General features: G+C 59.0%; 13 protein-coding genes. 7 read left to right on the top strand and 6 right to left on the bottom strand.

The window, feature by feature from the left end; translation table 11 throughout:
• Window positions 1-7 precede the first annotated feature (7 nt).
• Window positions 8-1981, bottom strand: a complete 1974-nt coding sequence (locus G5S37_RS09100; RefSeq protein ID WP_165202917.1) for a hypothetical protein — start codon at window positions 1979-1981, stop codon at window positions 8-10.
• Here G5S37_RS09100 and G5S37_RS09095 point away from each other — a divergent pair.
• Complete coding sequence (locus G5S37_RS09095) at window positions 1967-3103, top strand: hypothetical protein (RefSeq protein ID WP_165202915.1); 1137 nt, start codon at window positions 1967-1969, stop codon at window positions 3101-3103. The genes G5S37_RS09100 and G5S37_RS09095 overlap by 15 nt on opposite strands.
• A gap of 50 nt (window positions 3104-3153) precedes the next feature.
• Here G5S37_RS09095 and G5S37_RS09090 read toward each other — a convergent pair whose 3' ends face one another.
• Window positions 3154-3618: a hypothetical protein gene (locus G5S37_RS09090; protein ID WP_165202913.1), complete on the bottom strand. Its 465-nt coding sequence runs from the start codon at window positions 3616-3618 to the stop codon at window positions 3154-3156.
• Between the two features lie 378 nt (window positions 3619-3996).
• Here G5S37_RS09090 and G5S37_RS09085 point away from each other — a divergent pair, with 378 nt between their 5' ends.
• The 3 genes from G5S37_RS09085 (at window position 3997) to G5S37_RS09075 (ending at window position 8508) form a co-directional block, all read left to right on the top strand.
• A complete protein-coding gene (locus tag G5S37_RS09085; protein WP_165202911.1) occupies window positions 3997-5631 on the top strand; it encodes a M36 family metallopeptidase in 1635 nt (544 codons plus the stop codon).
• Window positions 5632-5676: 45 nt separating this feature from the next.
• Window positions 5677-7089 carry a M20/M25/M40 family metallo-hydrolase gene (locus G5S37_RS09080; RefSeq protein WP_165202909.1) on the top strand — a complete coding sequence of 471 codons (1413 nt, stop codon included), beginning with the start codon at window positions 5677-5679 and terminating at the stop codon, window positions 7087-7089.
• Between the two features lie 261 nt (window positions 7090-7350).
• Window positions 7351-8508 carry a Gfo/Idh/MocA family oxidoreductase gene (locus G5S37_RS09075; protein ID WP_165202907.1) on the top strand — a complete coding sequence of 386 codons (1158 nt, stop codon included), beginning with the start codon at window positions 7351-7353 and terminating at the stop codon, window positions 8506-8508.
• Window positions 8509-8580: 72 nt separating this feature from the next.
• Here G5S37_RS09075 and G5S37_RS09070 read toward each other — a convergent pair whose 3' ends face one another.
• Window positions 8581-9480, bottom strand: a complete 900-nt coding sequence (locus G5S37_RS09070; RefSeq protein WP_165202905.1) for a hypothetical protein — start codon at window positions 9478-9480, stop codon at window positions 8581-8583.
• A 204-nt stretch (window positions 9481-9684) separates the two neighbouring features.
• On the opposite strand from G5S37_RS09070, the gene G5S37_RS09065 reads away from it, so the two are divergent.
• A complete protein-coding gene (locus G5S37_RS09065) occupies window positions 9685-10197 on the top strand; it encodes a hypothetical protein (protein WP_165202903.1) in 513 nt (170 codons plus the stop codon).
• Between the two features lie 57 nt (window positions 10198-10254).
• On the opposite strand, the gene G5S37_RS09060 is transcribed toward G5S37_RS09065, so the two are convergent.
• Window positions 10255-10902: a DNRLRE domain-containing protein gene (locus tag G5S37_RS09060; protein WP_165202901.1), complete on the bottom strand. Its 648-nt coding sequence runs from the start codon at window positions 10900-10902 to the stop codon at window positions 10255-10257.
• A gap of 438 nt (window positions 10903-11340) precedes the next feature.
• Between G5S37_RS09060 and G5S37_RS09055 the strand changes: the two genes are divergently transcribed.
• On the top strand, window positions 11341-11892 hold the full coding sequence (locus tag G5S37_RS09055; RefSeq protein WP_165202899.1) for a hypothetical protein: 552 nt from the start codon (window positions 11341-11343) through the stop codon (window positions 11890-11892).
• The gene (locus tag G5S37_RS09050; RefSeq protein ID WP_165202897.1) at window positions 11889-12512 is read left to right on the top strand and encodes a hypothetical protein; all 624 of its coding nucleotides are present in this window, start codon (window positions 11889-11891) and stop codon (window positions 12510-12512) included. Before G5S37_RS09055 ends, G5S37_RS09050 begins: the two co-directional genes overlap by 4 nt.
• 6 nt (window positions 12513-12518) lie before the next feature.
• Here the strand turns inward: G5S37_RS09050 and G5S37_RS09045 are convergent, their stop codons facing one another.
• Window positions 12519-13958, bottom strand: a complete 1440-nt coding sequence (locus G5S37_RS09045) for a DUF1501 domain-containing protein (protein WP_165202895.1) — start codon at window positions 13956-13958, stop codon at window positions 12519-12521.
• Between the two features lie 35 nt (window positions 13959-13993).
• Window positions 13994-17917, bottom strand: a complete 3924-nt coding sequence (locus G5S37_RS09040; RefSeq protein WP_165202893.1) for a DUF1553 domain-containing protein — start codon at window positions 17915-17917, stop codon at window positions 13994-13996.
• Between the last annotated feature and the right edge of the window lie 16 nt (window positions 17918-17933).

Below are 17933 nucleotides of genomic sequence, written 5' to 3'. Positions count from 1 at the left end.
CACACCATCAATTGTCAGCCTCACCCGTTCCCCACGGATGCTCCAGCAGCCAGGTGAGAGCGGTGCGCATTTCAGCGTCTTTCATGGTCGCGAGCCACGCTCTCATCTCGTCAGGTCTGGTCACGGCCCACACACGCAGGGAACAAAAGGTACGGTCAAGCACGTCTCCGTCACCGCCTACGCTATTGTCACCGGCGAAAAGTCGAAGCAATTCCTCCCGCGGCACCTCTTCTGTTTTCTGCAGAACGTCCAGCCCATAGCGGGCATTTTCGCCAATTTGGATGTCACCCCAAATCTCCATGGTGAAAACAAAAAAGTTCGTCGTCAGGGCGTCTCGAATGTCCTTGGGTATGTCAGCAAGATCCAACTTTGCGATCTGCCGCACCTTTGCCAGCCTCAAATTGTATGGATCGTACCCATCGCCGAAAAGCGCGCTCTCACCGACTCTGATGGCAATGCCATCATTTTTGGTGGCCAGGGCTGCCGCAAATGCGGGAGCCAAGTCCCACCTTCCCCAGTTCACAAGGAGCGAGGTGTAGTCCCCACAGCCATCTTTGTCGAGGGGACGCTTCTTCGCTTCTTCAAGCCAGCGATTCCGTACGGCAGCATCCACCCGGCTCATGAGCAGGCCCTTGGCAGCAAGCGAAAAGTCATGTCGCTCAGCAGGCAACGATTCCACCCACGTAATCAACTCTGGCAGGTTGAAGTCCGCCCAAAGCTGGAGGAACTCAAGGGACGGCACCTGGTCAACGACCTTGAAAGTGTTTAGCTTCCTCACCTCGTTATCGTCATCTGACCAGATTTTGGTCCGGATTTCCTCCACAAGCTCCAAAGCGCGGGAGGGCTCCGCGTTCAACTGACGGCGCACTGAGACTTCATAGCCGGCCGCGGCGCTGACAAACGTCGTGTTGTTTACGCCTGATTTGAGCACGTCCACTGGAATTTCCAGCGTCCGTGCCATCATAGGATAAAAGCTGGCGCCATAGGGCGCATCTGGCACGCCAGGCCAGTTTTGAAACACCTTGAACCACGCCTGGGCGAAGGCATTCAAGTATTTGACCCGCTCAGCCGCTGGCAACTCGGACCGCTCAACCCCCTTCGGAAAAGCAAGGAGGGATTTGCCACCCAGCCAAAACTTGGAGGCACGTACAGCATCCAGATTCTTCATCGTGATGCGCGGATTTCCCCAACTGTCATAGGCAAGCCATCCCCTTTCGAAGGCAACGATCTGAAACAAGGACTCCACTCGCTCCCAACATCCCTTCGGGTCGCGCTCCGCCCAAATATTGAGGAAGAAGGAAACGAATTGGTCAGGCATCTGCGTCCCTTCAAGTTCAATGCAATGATCAAACGCCCGGCTCATATCTCCCGCGTCAATGAGGCGCAGATAGGCATCAAGGACGGAATAACGAATATCGAGAATCGGCTCGCTAAAGATCTTCCGCAACACCTCGACCTCCAGATGAGGGGGCGGCTCTCCTTTACTCGGCTCCTTCCACGGCAATTCCGCAAGAGGCCGGAAGTCCTTGAGTTGCCACTCCGGTGCGCCAGCATGCACAAAGCCGGTCAGCGAGAATGCCACCAGAGACAGCATCATCAAAAGGGCCAGTGGCGACAAGGAGGAGACGCTGACAGAGGTAAAGGAGCGCGTCATCATACGTTTGTGGAGACTGCCTCTCGAACTGCAGAAGCTGCAACAGCAAACCTGAGAAGCTCGCAGCAGGCAAGACGAATCACATGCTCCATGCGCACCGACGCCAAACGTCAGCCCAGCGGGTAAAGCGCGAGCCCACGGGGTGGCCGAAGGCCCTCCGGGCGACCCTCGATAAGGAGGTATGTAAAAGGCATGTAAAAGTGAAACCGGAAGGACATCGCCTGGGCCAATTCGCCTTGCCGCACCATCGCCAAACCGATAATCTTTTGGGGCAAGGGTAAAGGCGAAGCACATCACCTTGGATTGAAGGCCATGCAAACGCAGCATTTCATCACTTCAGCCATCCTCGCACTACTGACGTTGGCATGCGCCACCCCTTTGCTTCCGGCGCAATCTCCCTTGCCCGTGGAAGACTATGAAATGCCTGAGGAACTGGCGGCACTGCACAGCCAGTATCGTTCCATCCCGGACTGCATGTATGAGTATGAGGTGCACTTCCATCCTCCGCTCGACAAGGTGGTGCATCAGTTCCACTGCCGGTTCATCACGGTGCGTGGCATGTGGCGCTATGACCGGGTGGATGACAATGGATTGACCTTTTACAAGGTCTGCTTCGATGGAAAAGTCTTCCACCAATTCTTCAAGGAGTGCGACATCGGAAGCCTGCGACCCCTGCGTCCCGATCCGAAGTATCATCACCAATTCTTCACAGGGAGCAACATGGTGACCATCCATCCGAATCCGTTGCCGGACAGCTACCCCAACCTGGCATTCAGCGAGTTCTCCTGGAATCCCCTCTTCGCTCCGATAGAGATGCCGTTCCTGGCGAGGCCCAGGGAATTCAAGACTCCCGACCTCCAGTCCGAGCTGCTGTGGAAGGACGTGCTCAGGCGCAGCACTATCCGTCACCGAATGGAAAAAGACTCACCCGCCAATCAAGTACACTTCTTCCTGGATGATGAAGCGCTCAACGGCATCCTGAAACTGGAGAAGCTCGACAAGCCCGGCCTGCCACCCTGGCGGGTGCTGGAGCATGACTATGTGACACGTGCCGGGAGCAGACACGTGGTGACGAAGTACGAGGACTGGAGGCAATTCCCCCTGGGAGAAAAGGACGGCACCGGCCCCGTGCTGCACATGCCGACGCTGACCACCATCACGGCCAAAGGTGTGCCCCAAACCACGGTGCTCACCATCAAGCTCCTGCCCGACACCGTAGCGCCGGCGACGCGTGGGCTGACAGTTCAAGACTTCCGTATCCCTGACAGCATTTCAAACCCGCCCGCGCAGGTGATGGATTTCACGGTGACGGCTGCCGGCGACACCGGCGCGAAGACAATAAAGGTCAAGCCAGCCACCACGTCACCGCCCAAGCCAACTCAAAAGCCAAAGACAGGAGGTCCTGAGCTAAAACCGCCAGCGAAGCTGAAGCCTGCGCCGAAGCTGTAAGACAACTGCCGTCACGCGTGACCCCGGTCACGAGAGCGGCGCGGGTATATCTACCGCGCTACGTGGAAAGTAAGATCTGTCGAAGGAAGAGTGCACTTGAGCTCCCCCCAGTTCGTCTGCTCCACCTTGGAGAACCCTCTTAGTACAAGCGTTCCGTCTTTCAATTTGTAGAACAGCTTAAGGGCGCTGTCTTCCTGGCCAGGCTCGGCAAACGGCGAGCGGGTGATGATCATGGTCCGCACATCACCCTCTTGTTGTAAATTCACGTCCCGGAATCCGCCGGAAGTCATCTTCGAGGCACTCATCTCCTCAGAGCTCGATGATGATCCAGCAACTTTCTCCAGCAGAAGGTGGACCATGGCATCAGACGGACGAACCCCGCGTCCGGGAATAAACTCTCCGGGCGCAAACTCCATTACCAGCAGGCGTTCTACCTCGCTGCCATCCGCAAGGCGCACTTTCAGCGGGGTGGACTTCCACGTGCGGCCAGATTTTACGTTGATGAGGGTGTCCACATCCTTCACCAGACTGCGGGATGCGGGTGGCTCCGCACCAAATCCTGGAAGGGAGCACGCAACTCCCCATGTAAGCAGTATTAGAATCAATCGGAGTGGACTGAGTATCACTCAGACTAGAAAAACAGAGCGTGTCATGGACGTCAAGCCATGTCTGCCATCCGGTGGAACGTCAGGCCCAGCAGATGAGCGCAAGCTGCGCACGTAGACGAAGGCCCTCTGGGCTATCCCTCCACAAAACGAGCACACACTCTATCTGTGCCCACTTTACAAGAGTGTGAAAAACAGCCACGACCACATGCAATCACAAAGAAAAACATTGCACGCACCGCACTTTCAAGCAATGATTTTTCGATCACTTATTAAAAGGAGCAACCTATGCCTGGTATTAAAGCGCTCAAAGCCAAGGTGGAACTGAATCCGGTGAGCAAGATGCCCCGGCGCATCTACGACTTCAGGTCCAAGGCGTCCAAGTCAAAACCCCGCACCCAGGCAGTCGCACTGCTCAAGGGCATCGCCAAAGACCTGCAAATCCAACCAGATCTGAAGCAGCTTAAGTTCGATAAAGTAAACGAGACTCTGTTGGGAAGCCATGTTCTCTTTCAGCAGTATCATGAAGGCAAGCCCATCAGTGGCGCCTGGGTTCGTGTGGATATCGACAAGTCAGGCCGCATCTACAATGTGCAGAGCGACCTCGTCCCAGAGAAGAACCTGGAAAAGGCGGCAAGCTCCAAAGCCAAATCCAAGAGCAAAGCGGAAGGCGCAGGCACCGCGGCCAAGGCCCTGTCTGCCGAACAGGCTGTGGCCAGGGCAAAGGAGGCCATCTCTGCGCCGGCCGGAAGCGAAGTGATTGTCGAGTCCCAGGAGCTGGTGTTCCTCCCCGTGAACGGGGTGCCGGTCTCCGCATGGAAGCTGGTGCTCAGGTGCGCCAAACCTGCCGCGGAATACCGCATGTATGTGGACTCGCAGAGCGGGGCCATCCTGGAAAAGCTGGACCAGCTCAAGTCCGCCAATGGTACGGGCCGCATTTTTGACCCCAATCCCGTAGTCGCGCTCAATGACACCACCCTTGAAGACGACTCGCCCATTCCTGATGCTGCTTACAGGACAGTGGAGCTTCGCGACCTTGACGGCACTGGGTTTCTAGACGGCCCGTTCGTCAGCACCAGCAACACCCCGAACCGGGTGCAGCGGCAGAATCTCAATTTTTCCTTCTCCCGCAGCCAACGCGCCTTCAAGGAGGTGATGGTGTACTTCCACATCGACCGAGTACAGCGCTATATCCAGGAGCTCGGCTTCGATAATATTCTGAATGGCCCTATCAAAGTCCACATTGATGGGAGATCTGATGACAACTCCCATTACAGTCCGGCGACACAGTCGCTCACCTTTGGTACCGGAGGTGTGGATGACGCGGAAGATGCTGAGATCATACTGCATGAGTATGGCCACGCAATTCAGGACAATCAGGTGCCCGGATTCGGTCAGACGAAGGAGGGGCAAGCCATGGGCGAGGGCTTTGGCGACTATCTTGCAGCCAGCTTCTTCGCATCGGCAAAGCCCGCGAATCTGCAGCCCACCGTGGGAAGCTGGGACGCCGTGGCCTACAGCGGAGACAATCCTCCCAACCTGCGCCGCATGGACAGCACCAAGAAATATCCCCGGGACATGGTTGGCGAGGAACATTCCGATGGCGAAATCTGGTCTGCAGCCCTGTGGGAACTTCGTAACGCTGTCGGATCAAGGACGGCGGATCAGTTGGTGCTCGCGCATCACTTTCAGCTCACGCGCAATGCCACGTTTGAGGACGGCGCCAATGCCCTCATCACCGTGGATGAGGTACTGAACGAAGGAAGAAACATCAGCGTCATTCGCGATATCTTCACGCGTCGCGGCATTCTGACAAATACGAAGCTAGGCAAGCGGGCTGGCGCCCCCTTTCCTGAGCTCTATGCCCCACGTCGTCCGCGTGCCGCCAAGCGCGCCAGGCGGGCCGCCCGCCCACGGACGTGATGCTGCTCTGCCCTGAATTCTCGACCCGCCACCTGGCACCAGCCCATGAGAATCGTGATTTTTGACCTCGGCGATACGCTGGAGCATGACGATGTGCTGCTGCCCGGAGCCATCGAGATGCTCACCAGCGTACGGAACATGCGCGATGACAGGGGAGATGCCCCCGTGATGTGCCTGCTGTCCGACTACTTCACTCCAACCGCGCAAGATCCGCTCGATGCCATTCAAACCCGATACTACACGCTGCTAGAAACACTCGGCATTCGCGCCTTCTTCGAGCCGGTCTCGGAGCGGGTTACGCTCTCTAGCGAACTCGGAGTAAGCAAGCCTTCGAAGAGGCTCTTTGAGCGCACCGTGGAGAAGGCTGCCCCGGGGTTCGACCTGCATCACGCCCTCTTCATTACGGAACATGCCGGCCATGTAGCTGCCGCTCGAGGCTTTGGCATGATGGCCATCCATTTCAAGGGGCCGGGCCAAACCACCGGCGAGGTGGATAATCTGGCAGACCTCGTGCCCCTGATTTCGCGGAACCTCGCCTTTTCCCCCTGCTGCCGGAAGCAGGGGGAAGCCGTGGGTCGTTTCACCAGCCAAGCCAACAAGAGCAAGCAGCTAAGCCCAGCCATGGTGCAACTGGTGAACCAGGTGAGCCAGGACCGTCTGAGGGAACGAGTGAGCCACCTCGCAAGCTTTCCCACACGGTGGACTTATTCTCCTGCCGTTGCGCAGGTCCCGGAGTGGATCCATGGCGAGTTCCTTGCCATGGGCTACACCCAGTCCCAAGTGCGCTTCCAGCCTTTTCAGGTACAGGGAGGCAGCCCCCAGCGCAATGTGCTCTGCTCTCTCGGAGACCTTAGCCAGGGATTCACCCTCGTATGCGCGCACTACGATTCCCTCTCAGAAAATCCTGATGGCCTGGCGCCGGGCGCGGATGACAATGCCTCCGGCATAGCCGCCCTGCTTGAGCTTGCCGCCATCCTCCATGGCACGCACCCCACCCGGGGCGTGCTCTTCGCCGCCTTCGGAGGCGAGGAGCAGGGACTCTTCGGCTCGAGTGCCTGTGCCGATATTGCCGCAGCTGAAGCTTGGCCCATCGACGTGGTGGTGAATATGGACATGATCTCCTTTCCCGATCCAGCCAACCCCGCCCGCATCATCGTGGAATACGATCAAGGAAACAGAAATCCCCAGAATGATCCGGCAGCCAAAGCGTATGGACTGCTGATGGCTCAAGCTGCAGCGGACTACACCAGTCTGGAAGTGGAGCACACCGATATCTGGAACAGCGACTACATGCCTTTTGAGGCGAAGGGATTTGCTTGCATCGGCGCTTACGAGGCGGGGAAAAATCCCGGCTATCACACCACGGCGGACAAGCCGGGTAGCATCGACGTCTCTTATCTAACGGAGGCTGCCAGAATGGTGCTGGCCACCGTGGCCACCGTGGCTGGCGCTGCCTGACCTCTCGGTCGGGTACGCCCCTCCTACTTGACATTTGAATGGATGGCGGCGAGACGCTGCCGGGTGAGACAAAATCCCGGGCGACCACAGAGGTCGCGGTCCCAGGCCCACTGCTTCTGAGCGACGGCGGAGAGACGCAGCCCAGGGGAGACTCTGGAGCGACGGCTTTTTCGTGACCCGCCCTTGACCGTCTCCCCCACCCTGCTCCACACTCGCCCTCTTCACAAAAGGTCAATTGTCACACTACAGCACAGCATTCTCATGAGCAGAAAGATTCGTTACGGCATGGTCGGCGGCGGCAGAGGCGCCTTCATTGGCGGAGTGCACCGCATCGCGGCAAACATGGACGGCCAGATCGAGCTGGTCTGCGGCGCCTTTTCCTCGGACCCACAGAAGTCGAAGGACTCCGGTGCGGACCTCTACCTCCCCGCGGAGCGCTGCTACGGAAGCTTCGAGGAGATGATCCAGAAGGAAGCTGCACTGCCCGCAGACAAGCGCATGGACTTCGTCTCCATCGTCACGCCGAACCACATGCATTTCCCCCCGGCCAAGGCAGCGCTGGAGGCGGGCTTCCACGTACTCTCGGACAAGCCGGCGACCTTTGACCTGGAAGAGTCCAAGGCGCTCTTGGACATCGTGAAGAAGTCCGGCAAGCTCTACGGCCTGACGCACAACTACACCGGCTATCCGCTGGTGAAGGAAGCTCGCGACATGATCAAGGCCGGCAAGCTGGGCAAGATTCGCAAGGTGGTGGTGGAGTATCCCCAGGGATGGCTCGCCACGAAGCTGGAAGACTCCGGCCAGAAGCAGGCTGGCTGGCGCACCGACCCGAAGCGCAGTGGCGCGGCGGGCTGCATCGGTGACATCGGCACGCACGCCGAGAACCTCGCCGAATACATCACCGGTCTGCACATCAAGGAACTCGCCGCAGACATCACCGCCTTCGTGGAAGGCCGTGCACTGGATGATGACGGCAACGTGCTCCTGCGCTTCGACAACGGCGCCAAGGGCGTGCTCCACGCCTCGCAGATCAGCGTGGGTGAAGAGAACAACCTCAACATCCGCGTGTACGGCGAGAAGGGCGGCATCGAGTGGCACCAGAATGAGCCGAACACCATGCTCGTGAAGTGGCTCGACCAGCCGATGCAAGTGTACCGCACCGCGAATGGCTACCTCGGCAAGAACGCCGCTGCCGCCACTCGCACTCCCCCAGCCCACCCGGAAGGCTATCTCGAGGCCTTCGCGAACATTTACAAGAACTTCGCCAGCCACATCCGCGCCGTCAACGCCGGCACCACACCGGATGAAGTGGCGCTCGACTACCCAAAGATCGAAGACGGCGTGCGCGGCATGGCCTTCATCGAAGCCGTGGTGAAGAGCTCGCAGGCGAACGCGGCGTGGACGAAGCTGGAGGTGTAAGCAGCCCTCTCATCCCATCCATTACAAAATCCAAGGCTGGCCCTGCGCTCGCCTTGGATTTTTTTCTGATCTCTAGTTGTGGGTAACCGTTATCTTCTGGCCAGTACCAGGCTTCTCCGAAGGGTTGTAGTCCTGACGGACGGACCTCTTGAGAGATTGTTGGAGTTCCAGAGCGCACTCCGGGTGAAGCGGGCCGCAGTAGTCGAGCTTCATGTTGCTGGAGCAATAGACCTTCGAAAATGGAGCCATACTCAGCTCTTCCTCCTGGCTTTCTTCCTTATCGTTCTCAGGCTCCTTTTCCATCTTGCTCGATTTCTCACCAGTCTGCTTCTCCACTTTCGGACTCAGAGGCTCGTCCACGTCCAAGTCGTCAAGGGTCACCTCCTCCAGCTCCAGTTCGTCCAAGTTTAGTTCCTCCCCCACCTTCTCCTCCTCCTCTTCGCTCTCACCGTTGTTACCTTTCAACTGCGCGATGAGGAGCATGCCCACGTCTTCAGGCCCCTTGAGCTCCTTGAAGTTCTGTATGCTGGAGTCGAGCAGATACACTTTGCCATCGTCCGTCTTGGCGAAGTTGAAGTGATGGGTGTCATCCTCGTCACCAGGATCCGCCATAGTAGCCGCATACACCCCGGGCTTCGCGGTGTTCTTCAGCCATTTGAGCAAGTTTTCACCGCCACGCTGTGCCATCTGCTTCTCGGTCCCCTCGTTTTTCTTCTTCCATTTCCAGATATCAGGATCCCCAGAGGGAAGTTTCGAGACATCAAGTGGGGAGTCATCCTCATCCCCGGTCCTGACACGCTGCGGATTTATCTGCCTCTCACCGAGTTCAAGAGGGAGCGAGAGTTTTGTTATATCCTCAAGTGATCGCGGCCCATGCACGAGCACGTGAGCAGTGATGGCGGCTGAAAGCGCACAAACGCCTTGGGGATTGCCGGGTTCACTTAGCTTCTCAAGTTGATCGAGTAATGGCATAGGGCGAAGCAACTGGGTTGTTGCACAAGACCATCGAAGATTTTTTCCATGATGCAGGTAAAGGAAGGATTAGTCGCGAGAGCCATCTGACGAACTCCCGCCCCACAGTCGCATACGTCTTCCGGCGTACGCATCGCATCGTGGCTTGATTCTTCCACCTCATGGCGAAACAATGCCCCATTCCAGCTTTTACACCTGGTTGCCATGATGAACTCAAGAAAGCCCACCCTCTCCGCTCTGCTTCTGCTCGCATTTGCATTCGCTGCCCTGTTCGGCCCCTCCCGATCAGAGGCCACCTCACTGGGCATGTTCACGGTGAAGATGCCGCTCTATCTCCATGGCTCAGACGGTGACCCGCTCATTGAGATCGCTGACGTGCCCTTTGTGTCTTCCTATGCTTCTCCTGAAGGGACCTATGCCGCCATCACCAAGTCCTTCACACCACCCACAGACGGCTCCTGGAAAGACAAGGAGGATGTGAACATCGCCTCTGTCTATGGGATCAAGGTAGAAGCCACCGAGGATGGCGAGGGCGATGTCTCGCATCTCATCATCACCGTGAATGCCACCACCGCGAAGGCACCGGAAGATTATCCTTTCACCGTGCAGCAAGTCACGGATGCCGTCGTCACCTGCGTGCGCCTGATGACACCCATCCGCCCTGCGGATGAGCAGAAAGTCACGGTGAAGGTACTGGAACCGGTGAAGAAGAAGTGAGCCGGTAACCCAACGCTCCAACTAAGAAGCCATCACTCCAGGCACCACAGCCCCCTTTCACCTATTCCTTCGCCTGACGGTGAGGAAACCAGCAACACCGAGTCCAAACAATACCGCAGTCTCAGGCTCGGGCACGGTCTGCACGACAAGCTGCGGACGGTAACTCTCAGTGGCGTATTCGGAAGAGGCAAAGCTCGGGAAGACCGAAGCGCCTCCTGAGTCGCGCACTTCGGTCGGTTGCGTCAGGCGCAGGCCGTAGTTGGTCGCCGGATCGTCCAGCCAGCCCGTCAGGATATCGGTGATATCGACATCCACCCAGATACCCGTATTGGTGATCGTGGGCGAAGTCGCGACAATGGTGCCGGGTGGCGACGTAGTGGTAGGGTTGTAAGCCCCACCAGGCTGATTGTTCCAGGTGAGCGTCGCCTCGTTCCAGGAACCTTCCAGCAAACGCACGTCGAAAGACACCGGGTAGGTTGCACTCGGCCCGGCGCCAAAACCGCTCTCGGCGCCACTGAGCACATAGAGACGCATGGTCGCAGAAATAATGTCGTCGCCTGCCAGCGCCTCCACAATCAGGGGCGTGAGATCGAACTGAAGAAACGCCGACATGTGGTGATTGGAGGCGGTGCCAGTATTCGCTGGAGCGATGAGGTTTGGATAAAGCGACTCCATCGCCCAACTGGAGAGGAAGGAATACGCCATGGAATCCTGGCTCGCGCCCAAGGTAAAAGCATCCGCTCTCGCGTTCGGGACCAGTGGAGTCCCCGTGGCGAAAAGCCCGGTAACAATGGCGAGGAAACAAGCTGACATCCTCCAGCGGACGACGGCGAAACGTGAATACGACACTCCTGCTTTCATAGTGCTATCGAAGATTGGTGACCGGCACCTATTCTATCTCACGCGACAGCACTCGCTTGCTACGGCTTGCGAAGCGTTGTCCTGCGCATGCACAAGTTACGGATGCCGTGGCGCACCTGGAGATTCACCTCAACCTCCTCGCAACAGGCTGAAGATGGGACAGTCACGAACACTCAATCCGGTTTTGTCCAGTTGTCATTGACCACACCGCCGACTTATCCGACTGTCCAACTCATCACCCGCTTGTGAGTAACAACGTTCCTTCAGCAGGGTGAGCCATACATGACAGATCCCTATCCCGAAAACATCGTCATCGACATCGATCGAGAACGACTCAGGAAATTCCTGCACAAGCGGCGACTGCACACCACCCTAATCCTCACCGGATTCGTCGGACTATTGATTGGCGTGTGCATCATCAATGTGGAGTTGAGTCGGCACGTCCGTCCGGACGAGAAGACACTTGCGTTTGTGGCTTCGCGTCTCGGCTCCAGTGTCGTGCTATTGCTCGCACTCGGCTTTCTTGCCCATGCCAGGTGGGGACGCCGCTTGACGGATCGCGAAGTGGATGCCTGGGAGGTATCCGTGGAAGGCGCCTTCCTCCGTGTCCGCCAGTATGAAGGCGGGTGGCTGGACCAGAAGCTCCACTTCCGTTCCATCGTGGACTATGCGGTGCTTCAGGATGCTACGATGAAGCAGCACGGCATATCCTCGCTGCAACTTTCCACCACCGCCGGTGGCTTCCGGTCTACCCTGCGCATTCCAGCGGTGAAGGATTGTGAGAAAATCCGCGACATGCTCATCGAAGTCGATCGCATTCGGGAGGTATCATGACGCAGGAGATTCCCCTCGCGCATGGGGAGGTGGTCAACCCCATGCCCATTGAGATTGATCACGCCCGTCTCAGAAAGTATCTCTGCTCTGAAGCGCTGGGCACTTTCGCTGTCGTCGCAGGCATCATGCTTGGCATCCAGGTGATGATCATCTTCTTCAATCTCGTGGCGGAGCGCGCGTGGGGCACGCTTCCCTTGGCAACCCTGGGGGCGGGCTGGATTTTTCTCATCATCGCGGTGCTTGGCTACGGGTGCGCCATCGCCATCTACTTCATCCGCCAGCGAGGCCTGTTGCTCCGTCAGGCTGATTGCGAAGGTCTCTCCGTCGGGGATTCTGTTCTCCACATCCGCCGTTTTACCGGAGGCATCTCAGACGGGAGCATGAACTTGGGTGGCGACCTCCAAGATACGAAGTTGCACTTCCGGACCATTGCCAGCTACGCGGTATTTCAGGATACTGCCATGCGTCGCCATGGGATACACGCCTTGCTGTTGCTCACCACGAGTCACGGCATGAGAAATAGATTCCTTGTCCGTGGCATCAAGGACTGCGAGAAGGTGCGCGACATGCTTGCGGCCATTGGCGAGCAGCGCGTGAAGCTCCGACCCAGCGGGAACTGACATCCCTCACGCAATCACCCCGCGCATCACGTGCCCATGCACATCCGTGAGACGCAGGTCACGACCGCTGTAGCGGTAGGTCAATGCTTCGTGGTCGATGCCCATGAGGTAGAGCACCGTGGCCCAGAGATCGTACACGCTGCTCACCTGCTCCACGGCCTGGTAGCCAAAGTCATCGGTGGCGCCGTGAACATGACCGCCCTTCACACCGCCGCCGGCCATCCAGATGGAGAAGCCGTAGGGATTGTGGTCACGTCCATTGGCGCCTTGAGCGAAAGGCGTGCGACCGAATTCACCTGCCCAAATCACCAACGTGCTGTCCAGCAGCCCGCGTGAGCGCAGATCCTTGATGAGTGCGGCGATCGGCTGGTCCACCTGGTAGCCCATCTTGCCGTGACCTTTCACCAAGTCGCCGTGATGATCCCAGGGGTTCGCAGCGTTGCCACCCCCGATGTTGTAGCCCAGGCTGCTCAACTCGATGAACCGCACACCGCGCTCCACAAGACGACGGGCCAGCAGGCACTGGCGCGCATAGGCCGCGGTCTTCGGGTCGGCATCGTTCATGCCGTACATCTTCTTCGTGCTCTCCGTCTCACCAGTGATGTCGCAGAGCTCAGGCACCGCAGACTGCATGCGCCAGGCCATCTCGTAGTTCTTGATGGCCGCCTCCACGTGCATGTTGTTATCCACGGCACGTGCGAAGTTCTTGTCCATCGCGCCGATGAAGTCGAGACGCTTGCGCTGCATCGCGGCGGGCTCACGTGGCTGGATGTTATCCACCGGTTCGCCTTCATCCGCGCGCACGATGGACGCTTGATGAATCGCAGGCAGAAAGCCATTGCTGAAAAGACCCACGCCACCATGCGGCGCTGCGGCGCCACCACTCTGCAGCACCACATACCCCGGCAGATCACTCGAGTCCGAGCCGAGGCCATAGCTCGTCCATGCGCCGGCACTGGGATAGCCCAGGAAGGGGAAGCCCGTGTGCATGAAGAAGTTTCCCTGCGCGTGCTCGCTGAACTTCGCCGTCATGGAGCGCACCACGCACAGCTCATCCGCCACGGAGCCCATATGCGGGAAGAGGTCACTCACCGGCAGGCCACTCTGGCCATACTGTTTATAAGCCCAGTGCGCGGGCTGCACCGTTCCGTTGTTATTGAACTGCGTGCGCTTCACCTCACCCGGCATCGGCTGCCCCGCATACTTCGCCAGCATCGGCTTCGGGTCAAACGAGTCCACATGCGAGACACCGCCCGACATGTAGCAGAAGATCACACTGCGAGCCTTTGGCGCGAACTTCTTCGCGCGATGCGCCAGTGCTGCCGTTGACGCTTCGGAAGCCGCGGCCTTCGCCTGCTGCTGACTCATGAGTCCAGTCAGTGCCGCCATGCCGAAGCCGGTGGAGGCACGCTGGAGCATCTGTCGGCGGGTGTGGGGGGTATTCATAACGTTGAATGTTGACCTTTGACCGATGACCCAACTTACTTCAGATAAATAAACTCCTTCAGATTCACCAGCGCGAGCGCCAAGCTCTGCCACGCCTGCTCGGGTCCACTGGCTTTGGCGACCTGCTCGCGCAGCACGGTGAGCTTCTTGTGCAGGGCTTCGGATTCATCCTGCCACTGGCGTACGTTGGCACGTTCAGCCTCGGTGAGAGCATCCATCACATCGCGCTCGGTGACGACGGTCTGCTCAATCTTGCGGGTCATCTCGATGTCATCGGGCCGCAGCGGGCGGTCATAGAGACGCGCACGCAGAATCTTCCCACGCAGCAACCGGTTACCACCACCTGTACCGTGACGGCAGCCCAGCAATACCTGTGAAGCATTGGGCTCGAACACGGCAACGTCGTCCGTCTTGAATCCACGGCCATAGAGCTGGCCGTCGCGATAGACATTCACGCGGGCATTCGAGTCCCAGGAGATGGCCACATGCACGGCGCGTTGTGACGCATCGCGCTCCACCTCACCACCAGAAGCCTTTGTGCGCCGGCCAAAGTCACTGCCCGCCATCCAGCAGCCCGCCTCCTTCTCCGCATAGACGATGGAGTCGAACACATTCCCCTGCAGATCCTGCACGGTCATCACCCCGCCACCGCGCTGCTCCAACTCATTTAGCAGCACCCAGGCCTCCAACGTCTTCCCACGCAGGCGCTGCTTGATGGGCGCCGTACGAGCAAAAGCCGTGCTACCATCGAGAATCAGCATGCCGTGCTCAATGCGCGCGCCACCTTCCAGCGTGAGCGGCAACTTCCCCTTCAGGTCATTCGGGCCATCTTCGAAATCCCATTCCGCAAGAGGCTCCGGCACATCGGTCAAATCAGGCGGCGCACCCTGCGACCTGCGCTTTTCTTCTGTGAGCTTGCTCCGCATGGGCGCGAGCACGGACTCGATGCGGTTGCGCAAATCGCTCTGCGTCTTCTCCAACCGCGCAAGCTCCGCCTGCTGCTGCTCTCCCACCTGCGAAGACGCACCGAGGAAAGCGATGCTCTGCGCCACCTCTGCCTCCGTGGCCGCACGACCGAAGGCCTCCTGGAACATACGCTGCACCCGCCCCTCATCCGTATTGGCCTCCTTGTTCTTGTACGAGCTCACGCCCCAGTAACCGGACCAGTTGATGACCTTGCGATCGTTCAGCAGCGCGAGGGATTGTGCGGGCACATTGGTGGAGTCACGCCTACCGCGCGTGGCGCTGGGAACGGGCGCATCGAAAGCGGTGAGGAAGTCATCCAGGCTGTTGCGCACCACCTTTACATACACGCTGCGACGGTATGAACCGCCTCCCTCCGACTCGCCATACATCTTCTCTTCCATCTTGCCGGAGAGCGCGAGAATGCTGTCGCGAATAGATTCTGCTTCGAGTCGACGCACGGTGAAATGCGTGAGCAGCTTGTTCTGCGGGTCCTTCTGCGCCGCAGTGCTCGCAGCCTCCGAGTCGAGCTGGAAGGCCCGCGTGGTAAGCAGGAACTTCAGCATGCCCTTGATGCTGCCCTTCTCCGAGTCGAAGCGGCTGGCAAGATAATCGAGAAGCTCAGGATGCGAGGGTGGCTCACCGAGACGGCCGAAGTTATCCGGCGTAGCCACGAGACCATTGCCAAAGACGGCCTGCCAGAGACGGTTCACCATCACGCGCGAAGTCAGCGGATTCGCAGGAGCCACCATGCTCTCCGCCAGCTCCAGACGGCCGCTCTTCGCGGTGTGATAGGGTGTAGGAGAAATGCCATCCAGGAAGCGGCGCGGCACCGTGGGACCGGGGCGCTTGTGGTCTCCCTGCGCGAACATCGGCGCATCATGCCCCTCTGCTTCCAGCACACCGGGTGCGCGCGTGGGCAGAGGCAGCGAGGCCTCGATCTCGCGATACTTCGCCAGCAGGGCTGCTGCGGCTGGAATCTTCTTCACATCATTCGGCAGTTTCCCTTCGGCGAGGAGCGAGTCGAGCAACTCCGCCTGGGCATCTGTCACGCTGCCATTGAGCCAGGCCTGCACCGCCTCGGTGGGATTTCCATGGATGGAAACCGCAGGTGGCGGCTCGCCTTTCGTGATGACCACATCTGTGATGCCAAACCACGAGCGCGCATCCAGCTTCGTCTCGGCAGGCTGGTCTGCCACGGTAGTGCACTGGATGAAGATATCGTCGCCCTTCCAGTATTCGAGGTCGAGCTCACGCCACGCGAGGCGTGCATCTCCCGGCTCATCCTTGAAGTCCTTCGCCTTGTGAATGGTGCCCGTGCGGGGATAGTTCTGCACCACATAACGGGCACGCGCCATGCCTGCGCCGGCGCTGCGCATCCAGAGCTTGCCGCCCGGATTCTTCAGGCGCGGCGACATGAGCACCCCACGGTCCTTGGTGGAAAGCAAGTCACTGAAGACACCGGCAGGATGAATGCCTGCAATGACGCGGTCACCCTCCGGCGCGATGCTGAACTCACCCGCCTTCGTCGCGCCCTGCTGCACGCCATGGCCATCCGTGTACCACTTCTCCTTCCGCAGGTCCCAGTGTTGAATGACACCGTCTGGCATGGGAGGCACGGGCTTCTCCGGAATAGTGGGCAGGTCCTTCGCCGCAGTGAGCCACGCCTCGGCGACCACGTTCTTGATCTCACCTTTCAGGTTGGTGAGTTCTGCGCGCTGCACCTTGCCCACATCCGGCAGATTCACATCAATCACCGCCGGCCGCGTGCTGGTGAAGATGCCATACAGCGAATAGAAGTCCGCTTGTGAGATGGCATCGAACTTGTGATTGTGGCATCGCGCGCAGGAGACGGTGAGCCCCAGGAAGGCCTTCGTCACCGTGTCCACCTGATTATCCGTGAAGGTCACCAGTTCATCCAGAGAGTCCGTGGGCGAGAAGCCATGCAGCACCATGCGAAGCTGGCCGATGCCGATCGCGCTTTCATTGATGCCCTTTTCCGCATCCACACGCGGACTCTTCAGCATGTCTCCCGCGATGGCCTCACGCACCATCTGCGGATACGGCACATCCTGGTTGAAAGCGCGGATGAGATAGTCGCGATAACGCCACGCGTAAGGAATGGGCGAGTCCCCTTCGCTTCCGTGCGATTCCGCATAGCGCACCCAGTCCATCCAATGCCGGGCCCACGCCTCCCCGTAGTGCGGTGAGGCCATCAAGCGGTCAATGAGTTCGCTGAGCGCGGTGTCCGGATTCTTCGCAGACGCTGCCTTGAAGGCTTCGATTTCCTCCGGCGTGGGCGCCAGTCCCGTCAGGATATAAGACACACGACGGATGAGCGTAGCGGGGTATGCTGCCTTCGTGGGTTGCAGTCCCTGCGACTCCTGCTTCGCGAGAAGAAAACGATCCACGGGATGCTGCGACCATGCATTGTCCTTCACCGCAGGTGGCTCCGTGGCCTTCACCGGCAGGAAACTCCACCACTGTTTCCTTGTAGCGAGTGCCTGTTCCCAGGACTGCTCCGGGCTCAGCACGGGCTCAGGCTTGTCGCGTGGATCGGGTGCACCATCGGCAATCCACTTCTTGAAGTCGGCAATGCGGCTGTCCTCCAGCTTCGCTCCGTCCTTGGGCATGTGCAGTTCCTTCTCCGGCGTGGTGTGCGAGAGGGACTGGATGAGCAGGCTCTTCTCCGGATCGCCGGGCACGAAGAGCGCGCCGCTGTCACCACCGGCCAGCATGGCCTCACGCGAGTCCAGGCGCAGGCCGCCCTTCTCCTTTTTCGCGGCGTGGCAGTCGTAGCATTCACCCACGAGCACGGGGCGAATCTTGGACTCGAAGAACTCAATCTGCGCAGGCGTGGGTTTCACAGCGCCGGTCGCGGGTGTGGATGCTGCATTGGCGAACCCTGCGAATGCGAGAGTAAGAGCAGGAGCAACAGCAAGACTCATGCGGATGGAGCGCATGAGTGCCGGGTGGGATGCGTGTGAGGAGCGCATGAGAAACGTGAGCGTG

The organism is Roseimicrobium sp. ORNL1, assembly GCF_011044495.1.
Lineage (GTDB): Bacteria > Verrucomicrobiota > Verrucomicrobiia > Verrucomicrobiales > Verrucomicrobiaceae > Roseimicrobium.
The sequence above is the reverse complement of the archived record's forward strand: the minus strand, read 5'-3'. Positions and strand labels throughout refer to the sequence as shown.

Bases quoted from the DNA above. Each gene is read 5' to 3' on its own strand.
- G5S37_RS09095 (WP_165202915.1), top strand. From the start codon at position 1,967: ATGCAAACGCAGCATTTCATCACTTCAGCCATCCTCGCACTACTGACG.
- G5S37_RS09100 (WP_165202917.1), bottom strand. From the start codon at position 1,981: ATGCTGCGTTTGCATGGCCTTCAATCCAAGGTGATGTGCTTCGCCTTT.
- G5S37_RS09085 (WP_165202911.1), top strand. From the start codon at position 3,997: ATGCCTGGTATTAAAGCGCTCAAAGCCAAGGTGGAACTGAATCCGGTG.
- G5S37_RS09080 (WP_165202909.1), top strand. From the start codon at position 5,677: ATGAGAATCGTGATTTTTGACCTCGGCGATACGCTGGAGCATGACGAT.
- G5S37_RS09075 (WP_165202907.1), top strand. From the start codon at position 7,351: ATGAGCAGAAAGATTCGTTACGGCATGGTCGGCGGCGGCAGAGGCGCC.
- G5S37_RS09070 (WP_165202905.1), bottom strand. From the start codon at position 9,480: ATGCCATTACTCGATCAACTTGAGAAGCTAAGTGAACCCGGCAATCCC.
- G5S37_RS09065 (WP_165202903.1), top strand. From the start codon at position 9,685: ATGATGAACTCAAGAAAGCCCACCCTCTCCGCTCTGCTTCTGCTCGCA.
- G5S37_RS09060 (WP_165202901.1), bottom strand. From the start codon at position 10,902: ATGGCGTATTCCTTCCTCTCCAGTTGGGCGATGGAGTCGCTTTATCCA.
- G5S37_RS09055 (WP_165202899.1), top strand. From the start codon at position 11,341: ATGACAGATCCCTATCCCGAAAACATCGTCATCGACATCGATCGAGAA.
- G5S37_RS09050 (WP_165202897.1), top strand. From the start codon at position 11,889: ATGACGCAGGAGATTCCCCTCGCGCATGGGGAGGTGGTCAACCCCATG.
- G5S37_RS09045 (WP_165202895.1), bottom strand. From the start codon at position 13,958: ATGAATACCCCCCACACCCGCCGACAGATGCTCCAGCGTGCCTCCACC.
- G5S37_RS09040 (WP_165202893.1), bottom strand. From the start codon at position 17,917: ATGCGCTCCTCACACGCATCCCACCCGGCACTCATGCGCTCCATCCGC.